The 12,128-nt window shown below is 41.7% G+C and carries 9 protein-coding genes and 1 pseudogene; 7 read left to right on the top strand and 3 right to left on the bottom strand.

Features of this window, described 5'->3' with window-relative positions; translation table 11 throughout:
- Nucleotides 1-12 precede the first annotated feature (12 nt).
- A pseudogene (locus ACTF6W_RS10780) lies at nt 13-462 on the top strand (SRPBCC family protein).
- Here ACTF6W_RS10780 and ACTF6W_RS10775 read toward each other — a convergent pair.
- The 3 genes from ACTF6W_RS10775 to ACTF6W_RS10765 form a co-directional block, all read right to left on the bottom strand.
- The gene (locus ACTF6W_RS10775) at nt 449-640 is read right to left on the bottom strand and encodes a hypothetical protein (RefSeq protein ID WP_438994550.1); all 192 of its coding nucleotides are present in this window, start codon (nt 638-640) and stop codon (nt 449-451) included. The pseudogene ACTF6W_RS10780 and the gene ACTF6W_RS10775 overlap by 14 nt on opposite strands.
- A 156-nt stretch (nt 641-796) precedes the next feature.
- Nucleotides 797-1,921, bottom strand: coding sequence for a membrane dipeptidase (locus tag ACTF6W_RS10770; protein WP_438994549.1), 1,125 nt, complete (start codon nt 1,919-1,921; stop codon nt 797-799).
- Between the two features lie 104 nt (nt 1,922-2,025).
- Nucleotides 2,026-3,096, bottom strand: coding sequence for a dipeptidase (locus ACTF6W_RS10765; protein ID WP_438994548.1), 1,071 nt, complete (start codon nt 3,094-3,096; stop codon nt 2,026-2,028).
- Nucleotides 3,097-3,233: 137 nt separating this feature from the next.
- On the opposite strand from ACTF6W_RS10765, the gene ACTF6W_RS10760 reads away from it, so the two are divergent.
- The 6 genes from ACTF6W_RS10760 to ACTF6W_RS10735 all read left to right on the top strand — a co-directional run bounded on the left by ACTF6W_RS10760 (nt 3,234) and on the right by ACTF6W_RS10735 (nt 12,023).
- A complete protein-coding gene (locus ACTF6W_RS10760) occupies nt 3,234-4,820 on the top strand; it encodes a flavin monoamine oxidase family protein (RefSeq protein ID WP_438994547.1) in 1,587 nt (528 codons plus the stop codon).
- Between the two features lie 4 nt (nt 4,821-4,824).
- Nucleotides 4,825-5,259 carry a GNAT family N-acetyltransferase gene (locus ACTF6W_RS10755; protein ID WP_438994546.1) on the top strand — a complete coding sequence of 145 codons (435 nt, stop codon included), beginning with the start codon at nt 4,825-4,827 and terminating at the stop codon, nt 5,257-5,259.
- A gap of 109 nt (nt 5,260-5,368) precedes the next feature.
- Nucleotides 5,369-6,979 (top strand): flavin monoamine oxidase family protein, encoded by a 1,611-nt coding sequence (locus tag ACTF6W_RS10750; RefSeq protein WP_438994545.1) that lies wholly within the window; start codon nt 5,369-5,371, stop codon nt 6,977-6,979.
- Between the two features lie 145 nt (nt 6,980-7,124).
- Nucleotides 7,125-8,735, top strand: coding sequence for a flavin monoamine oxidase family protein (locus ACTF6W_RS10745; RefSeq protein WP_438994544.1), 1,611 nt, complete (start codon nt 7,125-7,127; stop codon nt 8,733-8,735).
- A 96-nt stretch (nt 8,736-8,831) separates the two neighbouring features.
- Nucleotides 8,832-10,436, top strand: a complete 1,605-nt coding sequence (locus tag ACTF6W_RS10740; RefSeq protein WP_438994543.1) for a flavin monoamine oxidase family protein — start codon at nt 8,832-8,834, stop codon at nt 10,434-10,436.
- A gap of 3 nt (nt 10,437-10,439) precedes the next feature.
- Nucleotides 10,440-12,023, top strand: a complete 1,584-nt coding sequence (locus ACTF6W_RS10735; protein WP_438994542.1) for a flavin monoamine oxidase family protein — start codon at nt 10,440-10,442, stop codon at nt 12,021-12,023.
- Nucleotides 12,024-12,128: the final 105 nt, after the last annotated feature.

Below are 12,128 nucleotides of genomic sequence, written 5' to 3'. Positions count from 1 at the left end.
GCCCCGCGTCATCTGGTATGGCGCACATGGACAGATCCTGAACTGCTCAATGAATGGTATGGGCCCGGTGCAGAAACCATTATCCATGAATTTGATCCAACACCAGAGGGGCAATGGTTAAACGAAATGAAATATGGTGATGCATCATATTATCAGAAAGTCATCTTTAAAGAAGTCATCTAAAATGAAAAACTGGTATGGCAGCATCATTCATCAACGGATGCAGATTGGAATGATGCCCCAAATCCAATGATGCCAAATTGGCCTCCTCTTTTACTCACCACCGTCATATTCGAAGAACTTGGCGATCAAACAAAAGTCATATTGACCCAAGTACCAATGAATGCAAGCGATGATGAGATTGCAAGCTTCGCTCAAATGATGGCCAATATGGATGGTGGCTGGGGTTCCGCTTACAAAATCATTGATGACCTATTACAAAAACTAGTTAATCAGCCCTAGAATAAAGATATTTTTCTTCTATTGCCGTTATCGCTTTCTTAGGCACAAAATCAATGCTTTCTAATATTGATGACGGCAAGCCCATCCCTTTTATGAAAGGGGTCTTCATGAGTTGCGGAAGATAATCATCAAGCGTTTCTTTTCCATCAGTTCCACTTTCAATTAAGCGATCAAGCATATGCCAAAATGCTGAACCCTGCCCGTAAAAATTATCATAATCGGTGAAATCACGTTTCTCATTGATACGACGATCGATTTCAACGAGCCTCGGCAGACCAATAGTAGGAGAAGCATAGAGTTCATCACTGCTTTCTAAAAAACGGCTACGACCAGGCTATCCAATCAAATTTTTATAATGATTATAGAAATTCAAACCTGTAACTTTCTCTGCATCATCCTCGGAAAGTCCACGTTTTATAAGCTCATCCCAAATCACTTCCATGCGCCTTGGCGAATTAAGCTCTTCGAAATAAAGAGGTACACGGCGAACATCAAAAAGTGGCCCCTGTTCGCGCTGCATTTCATCAAGATATTCCGGCGTCACTTCAAGGCGGCGATGATCACGGTCCGACCCAACCCCAACATGGTCAATGCCCATCACATTAATTGCATGCATAATATGATCGAAATAAATACCAACCATGCCAAACCGTTCTAACGTCATAAAGGTCCTAATTTGTGCCATCCCGGCAACACCGCCCTTATCAGCGAGGTTTTTCAGAACCTCATCCGGCATTGCTCGTGGGTTCGGGCTAACATCATAACAACAAGTATGTGAAATTTGGATTGGTTTTTCAGAAACATCTATGGCATCAAGTGTCGTTTGAACATTCGCATGACTTAAATCAATCATCATTTCCCGCTCGTTGAGCTTTTCAATCAATTCCGCGCCAAAGCGTGATATACCAGATCCATGACGCTCCATACATCCTGAACCCACCATATTTTGGTAGTTGTAAGTTAATTGGCAAACGCGTTGACCAACTGCATAAAATGCATCCACATTATCCAAATCATGCATAAAATGCTCCGAATTTTGCGTTAAGTAAAAAATCGCAAGCTTGCCTTCTTTGCGCGCGCGGTCAATATCAGCAGTTTTTGTCGCTTTAAGATAATATTTTGATTTCTCTGCGATATGACGGTCAAACCACAGCATTTCCTCTAACGCTGATTGATAATTCTGTTCAACCGATTGATTTTGCTGTCTTGGATTACCGCATGTTACCGCAATCGCGCGCATACCCGCCGAAAGAATTTCTTCAATGAGTTCATCTGTGAATGTATCGCGGATTTCACCCATGGCATCAAATACCATGGCGTTACGTACCGGATCCCATGGTTTACCAACAAGTGCCGGTGTAAAATTCGGATCACTTGCCGTCTGTGCAAATGAAAAACTTGGCATTGAAGCCGCTGCCGTTAAGGCCGATGCGCCCGCTAAAAATTTTCTTCTATCCATAATGTGTTCTCCCATATATTTTTATGGCACCACCCTAAATGAAAAAAAGGCGTCCATCAAGAACGCCTTTTAAAATTATGATGAATAATCAGTGGTTATCGAAATTACCCGATAATCTGCTCATATAAATTATAAACATTAATCCCAATAACTTTTTCAAGCTGCCCCTCTGAAAGACCACGTGCGGCTAAGTTGTCCCAAATCCATTCCATGCGACGTGGGCCATTAAGATCTTCGAAATAAAGCGGGTATTCAGCCGGATTGATGTGTCCTTCTTCCCGGATTAGCTCCGCGATATATTCTTCACTCATAGTTAAACGCCTATGGTCACGATCAGAACCGATACAAACATGATCAATTCCCATCACATTGATCGCATGCATAATATGATCCACATAAATTTGTGTATTTTGATCGGTGGTCACAAACGGGCGCATTTGCGTGATACCCATTACACCACCTTTTTCAGCGCACCGTTTCATAATTCTATCAGGTACATTTCGGGGATGATCATATAAATCCTTACAACATGAATGGGAAATAATAATCGGCTCTTTCGATGCATCGACCGTATCCATCATCGTGGCTTCGTTTGAATGACTGATATCCACAAGCATGCCGATGTCATTCATCTTTTCGACAAGTTCATGACCAAAAACGGTCAATCCAGAACCATTTGGTTCTTCACAACCAGCCCCGGCCCAGTTTTGATGGTTATAAGTAATTTGTGATGATCTAAGTCCCAAATTATAGAAGATATCTACATTATCAAGGTTGCGACGGAAATGGGTAGAATTCTGCGTTAAATAGAAAACAGCCATCTTCCCTTCCGCACGTGCTTTTGCAATATCCTTCACCGTTGTTGTACGCATATAATATTGATTCTTACAATCAAGGAATTCATTATATTTTAAAACCCATTCCATCGTAAGATCATAGGCTTCCTGTTCCTGTACTTTAGGGTCACATAATGTAATGCAAATTGAACGCATGCCCGCTTCAAGCATTTCTTCAACCAAGCTGTTATCATAAACATCACGGAGTTCACCCATCGCATCAAATATAAGCGACTTACCATTCCAAGGTTTCCCGTGTGCTTCAGCCATTGATAAATTTGGTAAACTTGCCATCATCGGCAGCGCAGCGGCCCCCGCTAGAAAATGTCTTCTATCCATTTTTTTTCTCCCGTTATTTTGTGTTTATGTGATCATAGCAGCGTATCAGCAAAACTGACAAGTCCCCGCGATAATTAAATTTGACAAACCATGTATGATTGTAGTTATATTATAACTTAAATATAGAGGAGCAGATAATGACTGATCAAAATAATAAAATAATAACAAAACGAGACTTTCTACATACCATCGGTATGATCGGCGGCTCAGCGGCCGTTATGACAGCCATGAGCGGTTTTCAACATGCACTTGCATCTGATGCAAAAGAACCACCAATGTTACACACAGGCGGTAATGGTAAGAAGGTCGTCATTCTTGGTGCTGGTCTTGCTGGTATGGTTTCTGCTCTTGAACTAAGCAAAAAAGGATACGAAGTTGAACTACTTGAAGCCCGTGACTTCGCTGGCGGACGCACAAGCTGTTCACGTAAAGGTACAAAAATAACCCATGCAGACGGCACAACACACACATGTGACTTCGACCATGGTCAGTATTTAAACCACGGCGCTTGGCGTATTCCAGGACAGCATCATTCAACGCTTCATTATTGCCGTACGCTCGGTGTTGAACTTGAAGTAATGCTAAACCATAGCTCACAAAGTTATCTATATGCGGATAATATCGAAGGCCCTCTTAACAATAAACGTGTTCGTAGAATACATCTGGAAGCCGACCGTAAAGGTCATGTGGCTGAACTTCTTGCAAAATGTGCCGCTGGTGGTGCACTAGATGATATGCTAACCGCAGAAGACATTGAAAAACTTCTTACCTATTTAAAAGGCATGGGTTTAATTAATGCTGAAACATTTGAATATCAAGCTAACCAAATTCGTGGTTACTCATCATATAAAGGTGGCGGGGATAATTACGGTACACTTTCTGATCCGTATGAATTAAGTGATCTATTGAATATGAATATGGCCGCACGTGAACTAACATCGGATCACCCAACCTGTATGTTCCAAGCAAAAGGCGGCATGGATCAAATTTCATTCGCCCTTCGTGATGCTCTTCCGAGAGGGATCATGAAACTTAACAAAGAAGTCACCAAAATTTCACAATCTGAAAATGGTGTCTCCATCAATTATAAAGACACGATGAGCGGCGCGGAAATGACAACCACGGGTGATTTCTTAATTTCAACTATTCCTTACGCAGTTGTCACAGAAATCGACAATGATTTCAGTGCTGATATTATTGACGCAATGAAAACGCCGGCACCAAGCCAAGTTGCAAAATTCGGTCTTCAAATGAAAAATCGTTTCTGGGAAACAGAAGACATGATTTATGGCGGTATCTCAACAACCAGCATGGCCGGTAACATTGCCTATCCGTCTGCTGATCTTCATGGTACTAACGGTGGTGTTATTCTGGGCTCATACCTCTTTGGTGGTCTCTCAACCAATTTCAGCGGCATGTCAATGAATGAAAAAATTGAATATGCCCTTTCAATTGGTGAAAAAGTTCATCCGGGTCAATACCGTGAAAACTTCAACGGTAAAGCAGCCGGCCTAGTATGGCAGGATGAAAAATACAATAAATCCGGTTGGTCAAGCTGGCGCGGCGATAGCATTAAAAAGCTACCAACAATCCTTAAAGGTCAAAACCGCGTTCTCTTCTCTGGTGATTGTATCTCCCCTCGTCTTTCCGGTTGGATGGCCGGCGCGATCGAAGGTGCATGGATCACAATTGCTGAACTGGATAAACGCGCAGCAAATATTTAATACCATGAATATAATTTCTTATAGGGCGGCCGATAAAACGGCCGTCCTTTCTATTTTTGATAAGAACTGTCCTGATTTTTTTGCGCCCAATGAACGCGATGATTTAATCGAATTTCTAGAAGAATATGCCGATGGCTACCGTGTATGCATTCATAATGACAATGTCGTCGGCGCTTTTGGTCTTTATGAAAAAGAAAATAAAGACTGCCGCCTTCAATGGATATTACTTGATCCTTCGGCACAAGGATTAGGGTTAGGAACCCAAATCATGCAGGATGTTTTTAATCAAGCATCCGCGTTAAACATTAAAACAATACAAATCGCCACCAGTCATGTGGCCTTCAAGTTTTTTGAAAAACATGGTGCTAAAATCATCTCTGAAATTGAAAATGGTTGGGGTCCGGGAATGCATCAAATCCATATGGAAATTTCACTCTAACTACTAAACAATATTAATCACAAAAAATTACAAAAATTTTATTGTTATGTTATATCAATTGTGTTAATGGATTTTCTAAAATATACGGGACTAATTTTGGGAACAATTTATGACTAATCAACTTAATGATTTCGCTGGCATCAGCAAACGTGACTTTCTTCAAAAAATCGGCATGATCGGGGGATCTGCAGCACTATATACGGCCATGACTGGCCTTGAAATGGTGCATGCGTCTGCCCTTAAAGAACCGCCAGAGCTTTCAACAGAAGGAAAAGGCAAAAAAGTCGTTATTCTTGGCGCGGGACTTTCCGGTCTTGTGACTGCCATGGAACTGCGTAAAAAGGGCTATAAAGTTGAAATTATTGAAGCCCGTGATCATGCCGGTGGCCGTGCACAATCCGCAAGAAAAGGGAAAGTCATTCAGGAAATTGGCGGCGAACGCCAAGAATGTAACTTTGAACATGGTCAATATCTAAATATTGGTCCATGGCGGATTCCTGCGGAACATAGAGCAGTGATTTACTATTGTCGTGAACTTGGTGTTGAACTTGAACCAATGGTCAATAAATCCGTTCATGCATATTATTATAGTGAAAAAGTTGAAGGCCCTCTAAAAGGAAAACATATCCGTCAAGTTGAGGTCGATGTTGACCGAGCTGGTAATGTTCAGGAACTCCTTGCAAAAGCAGTGAACAGTGGTGCATTGGATGATCATTTTGGCCCAGAAGATAAAGAACGTCTTCTTGAATATCTTACTTCAACGGGACTACTCGACCGTAAAGAATTAAACTACCGCGCAAACCGTGCACGTGGTTATAATCTTGATAGTTACCCCGGTACCGCCCTTGATGCTGGTGCGCTTTCAGAACCCATTGAAATGGCAGAACTCTTGAAAGTTAAACTTGGCACACGTTGGGCTACCGCAGATCATCCGGGTGTAATGTTCCAAGCAAAAGGTGGAATGGATCAAATCCCATTCACGATGGAAAAAACACTTAAGCGCGGTACAATTAAATTTAATTCCGAAGTCACAAATATTCAACATAATGATGATGAAGTTGTTGTGACCTATGAAAACACAAAAAATGGTCGCACCACAACAATCAAAGCGGATTATATCATTTCTACCATTCCATTTTCTGTTCTTAACGGTATTGAAAATAATTTCAGTGATGAAATTAAAGATGCCCTTAAAAGTGCAACAAGCTCCCCTGCATATAAAATTGGATTGCAATTAACACGCCGTTTCTGGGAAGAAGATGAAATGATTTATGGTGGTTCATCTTATTCTGACATTGACGGTCATTTCCAAACATCCTATCCGTCATCGAATATGTTCGGTAAACAAGGTGACGTGATGCTTGCCAATTATAAATTTGGTGGCGGAAGTGTTGAGCTATCCAATGCAACAATCGCAGAACGTATTGAACATGCGCTTATGTGTGGCGAAAAACTACACCCGGGTAAATTTAGAAAACATTTCAATGGACAAGCCATTTCAATGAGCTGGCACAAGGATAAATATTCCCTTGGTGGCGCATCAAGTTACCGCAGTAACCGTCAACGCAGAAAACATGTTCCAAATATCATTAAAGGTGAAAAACGCGTTATCTTCTCTGGTGGTGGAGTTTCACCATATCATAGTGCTTGGATGACGGGCGCAATCGAAGGCGCATGGCATATGATTGCTGAATTTGATAAGCGCGTCGCAAAGATTTAAAACTAATAAATACCTAAAGTAAAGCCGGGAATAGTACCCGGCTTTTTTATACCTAAATCACAATTGTACAAGCGTATAAATCAGCGCTGGCTATTAAATAAAAACTCAGTTAAGCTCCGCCCAATTATTTCTAAGGAGCACTATAATGACGATCATAAAAACACATCAAGATCAGGATATTAAAGTCAGCAAAAGACAGCTGTTAAAGTCCATTGGTATGGTTGGTGGTTCCGCTGCGGTTTTTACGGCCATGCAAGGATGGGACCTCGCAAGTGCCTCCACATCAAAAGCGCCGCCAAAATTAAGCAGTGATGGTAAGGGTAAAAAACTTGTTATATTGGGCGCGGGCCTTTCTGGAATGATTATCGCACTTGAAATGAGCAAAAAAGGATATGACGTTGAAATCCTTGAAGCAGAAAATCTTGTAGGCGGACGCTGTAAATCCGCAAGCAAAGGATCGGTTATTCAAGAAGAAAACGGTGAAAAACAAGTCTGTAATTTTAAAGAGGGTCAATATTTCAACTATGGCCCGTGGCGCATTCCCGCACAGCATCTCCCTACCCTACATTACTGCCATACATTGGGTGTAAAACTTGAGCCATTAATTAATAAATCACCCATGGCTTATTATTATGCTGAAAATATTGATGGTGCGCTTAATGGTGTACCTGTCCGTCAAGGTGATGTTGATTATGACCGCGAAGGCCATGTAGAAGAATTACTCGCCAAAGCCATAAATAAAGGCAGCCTTGATGATGTCATTAATCAAGAAGACAAAGAAAGATTGATCGAACATTTAGCGAATACAGGTCTACTTAGTCGCAAAGACTTAAACTATAGACCAAATCAAATACGCGGATTTAGCAATTATCCCGGTGCAGGCATGGATTTTGGTAAATATTCCGACATTTATTCATTAACGGAAATATTTAATATGCCCGTTGGCCGCCGCCATGAAAACGAAGATCATCCTGTCGTCATGTTCCAACCCATTGGTGGCATGGATCAAGTCGCCATGGCTCTCTATAAAAATCTTCCAAACGGGGTTGTGAAATTAAATTCAGAAGTCACAGAAATCACACACACCGATGATGGTGTAAAAATCGATTATAAAAATACTGAAACTGGTGAATTAAGCACCGCAACTGGTGATTATTGTATTTCATCAATCCAATTTCCAGTTGTGACAAAAATTAAAAATAATTTCAATAAGGATCTTTTAAACTCGCTAAAATCCCCTGCTGGTACGCCCGCATTTAAACAAGGGTTACAAATGAAACGCCGCTTCTGGGAACAGGATGACATGATTTATGGCGGCGCTTCATTAACCAATATTCCAGGGCACAGTTTAACGGCTTACCCGTCGTCCGATTTGCACAGTAATAAACCTGGTGTGTTACTTGGTTCTTACATTTGGGGCGGTGAAGCCGCAAAACTAAGTAATTTAAGCATCAAAGATCGCACGCAATTTGCCTTAAATGCCGGTGAGAAAATTCATCCAGGCAATTTCAAGGAAAACTTTAACGGTGAAGCCATGAGCATTGCCTGGCACCGACATAAATATCATCTTGGTGGGTGGGTAACATGGACAAACCGTAAACGACGCCGTCAAATGCCAACTATCCTAAAAGGCGAAAAAAGAGTACTCTTTACGGGTAATAATATCTCAACCGTTCATAGCGGGTGGATGGTCGGCGCCATTGAAGCCGCATGGCACACAATGGCTGAACTTGATAAGCGTGTTGGCCAAGGATAAGCTCCGAAAAAAATATCAATTTTATATTGTTATTTTATAACATTTAGTTGTAATCTGCCCCATATTTTAAAACATTACCGATTTATGGGGCATATTATGACTGATAATAACGATAATATACTTGGTTCATTAACAAAACGCGATTTTTTACAATCACTTGGCATAATGGGCGGTTCAGCAGCAATGCTGGCGGCAATGGGTGCTTTTGATAAATCCATTGCTTCTGATCAAAAAGAACCGCCAAAAATGATGTCTGAAGGCTCGGGCAAAAAAATCATTGTGCTTGGTGCCGGATTAGCTGGAATGGTTATGGGCATTGAACTTAGCAAAAAAGGCTATGATGTTGAGATACTAGAAGCCCGTTCTTTTGCTGGTGGCCGTTGTCAATCCGCACGTAAAGGCACGGTTATCCATGAAATTGGTGGTGAAAAACAGGTTTGTGATTTTGATAACAATCAATATGTAAACCATGGCCCTTGGCGCATTGCACAAGAACATCATTCAACACTTCATTACTGCCATACATTAAATGTGGAACTTCAACCCATGATTAATGAAAGCGCACAAACTTTCATTTATTCTGAAAAAGCTGAAGGCCCCTTTAAAGGAAAGCGCATCCGTCATCGCCATGCAGATGTTGATCGCCATGGTAACATTTATGAACTGCTTGCAAAATGTGCTTCTGACGGCTCACTTGATGATAAAATGACACCAGAAGATCGCGATAACCTGCTAGAACATCTTAGAAACACTGGTCTTCTAAACCGTAAAGAACTTAATTATGTTGCTGGACGCGCACGTGGCTATGATAGTTATCCGGGTGCAGGTATGAATTTTGGCACCTATTCTGATCCTTATAATTTTTCCGATTTATTAAAAGTCAGCGTTGGTGCACGTTGGGATACAGCAGATCATCCTGCGGTGATGTTCCAAGCCGTTGGTGGCATGGACCGTATTGCCAAAGCCATGTGTGAAGCCCTGCCCCGCGACATGATTAAATTCAACAAAGATGTCACCAAAATTGAACAAACCGATAACGGCGCACAAGTCAGTTATTTTGACACTGAAAGCGGAAAAGAAGAAGTCATCAGCGCTGATTATTGTGTCTCAACCATTCCATTTGGTGTCTTAAATCAAATTGAAAATGATTTTACTGCTGAAGTGATTGATGCGATCAAAAGCCCAAGAAGTGCTCCTGCTTATAAAATCGGTTTACAATTTGATCGCCGTTTCTGGGAAAAAGATGAAATGATCTATGGTGGTGTCACGCAAACTGACATACCGGGGAACAGAATTATTTCTTATCCGTCAAATGATCTTCATAGTCCAAATGGCGGTGTTCTGCTAGGTGATTATGAATTTGGGGCCAATGCCGTCGCCAATAGTAATCTTTCAAACGCTGACCGAATTGAGCTCGCACTAGCGAGCGGTGAAAAAGTCCATCCGAGTCTTTACCGTAAACATTTCAATGGCAAAGCCATGTCAATGGCTTGGCATAAGGAAAAATATTCACTTGGTGGATGGGTTGGTTGGTCCGCACGCGGCCGCAGGAATAAACTTCCGATCTTGTTAAAAGGCGAACGTCGCGTTCTCTTCTCTGGTAACGGTATTACCCCAATTCTTGACGGTTGGATGGCTGGCGCGATCGAAGGTGCTTGGCTAACACTTGCTGATCTTGATAAACGTATTGCTCAAGGATAAATTATGGCTTCAAAAAATATATCAAAACGTAATTTCTTACAATCTGTTGGAATGGTTGGCGGTACAGCCGCCGTTATGACCGCTCTACGTGGCTGGGAAATGAGCGCAGCTGCGACAATGCAAAAGCCACCGACACTAATCGTTGACGGCAATGGAAAATCCCTGCTAATTCTTGGTGGTGGTCTTGCCGGAATGGTAAGCGCTATCGAAATGCGCAAAAAGGGATACGATGTAAAGATATTAGAAGCACAAAGCACACCTGGTGGACGCTGTATATCAGCTCGAAAAGGGACAGTCATTCAAGATGTCGGCGGCGAAACACAAACATGTCAGTTTGAAAATAATCAATATTTAAATGTGGGTCCTTGGCGTATTCCAGCTGAACATCACGCCGTCTTACATTACTGTAAGACACTTAATGTACCACTTGAAGTATTTGTCAATAAAGCAATATATTCATACTACTTTTCTGAAAAAACTGAAGGCACACTAAAAAATAAAAGTATTAAACAAGTCGAAGCAGATACAGATCGCGCAGGACACATCCATGAACTACTTGCAAAATGTGCTGCGGATGGTTCACTTGATGACAAATTAGAACAAGAAGACATAGATAAATTGGTCGATTATCTCAAAGAAGCCGGCCTTCTTGATTCAAAAGACTTGAAATATAAAGCAAATCAAGCACGTGGCTATTCACGTTACCCAAAAATCGGTATGGATGATGGCGATCTTTCTGAGCCTTTCGCCTTAAAAGAACTGCTTGATTATAAGTTTGGCGGCGAATACGAAGATGCCGACCATACCGGCGTTATTTTCCAACCAGTAGGCGGTATGGATCAAATTGCTCGTGGTATGGAACGCGCCCTACCAAAGACCATATTCCGATTTAATGCCGAAATCACTGATATTATGCAAAGTGATGATGGTGTAACCGTCACCTTTACTGATACTAAGACGGGTAAAGTTGAGATAGCAACTGCAGATTACTGTATTTCCTGCCTTCCCTTCCCATTATTAAATAAAATCAATACTGACTTTTCCGACGTAGTTGTCGATGCACTTAAAGCACCGGCCGCCGCACCTGTTGTTAAGCTTGGTCAACAGTTTAGCCATCGATTTTGGGAAGATGAAATGATCTACGGCGGCGTCACTCATACCGATATACCAGGTCATGAAGACATCAGCTACCCGTCATCCGACCTTCATAGTAATATGGGCGGTGTTATCCTTACCTCATATGCGAAGCGCGGTAATAGCATCACTCTTGGCAATAAAAGTATCGCAGACCGCAATGAACAAGGTCTTAATGCCATGGAAAAAATCCATCCTGGACTTGCCCGAAAATACTATAACGGACAATCCATTTCCCTTGCTTGGCATAAGCAGAAATATGCTCTTGCTGGCTGGGTAAGATGGTCAAATCGCAACCGCAGACTCAAGTTTCCTGCCCTTTTAAAAGGTGAGAAACGCGTTCTGTTCGCAGGTGGCGGCATGGCGCCACAACACACAGGATGGATGGTAGGCGCAATTGAAAGTGCCTGGTATGCCATCGAAGATTTGGATAAACGCGTCAGTAAGGAATAATACTCCTTTTCTCTTCAATTTTGTGCGCACTTATATTATATAATCCTTAAACCATAATGATGGATGAATAAACATTGCTAAGAAATTTTGATCAAAAAGTTTATA

Origin of the sequence: Pseudemcibacter sp. (genome assembly GCF_965661635.1) — a bacterium.
Classification (GTDB): domain Bacteria; phylum Pseudomonadota; class Alphaproteobacteria; order Sphingomonadales; family Emcibacteraceae; genus Pseudemcibacter.
This window is presented reverse-complemented; position numbering and strand designations above follow the sequence as displayed.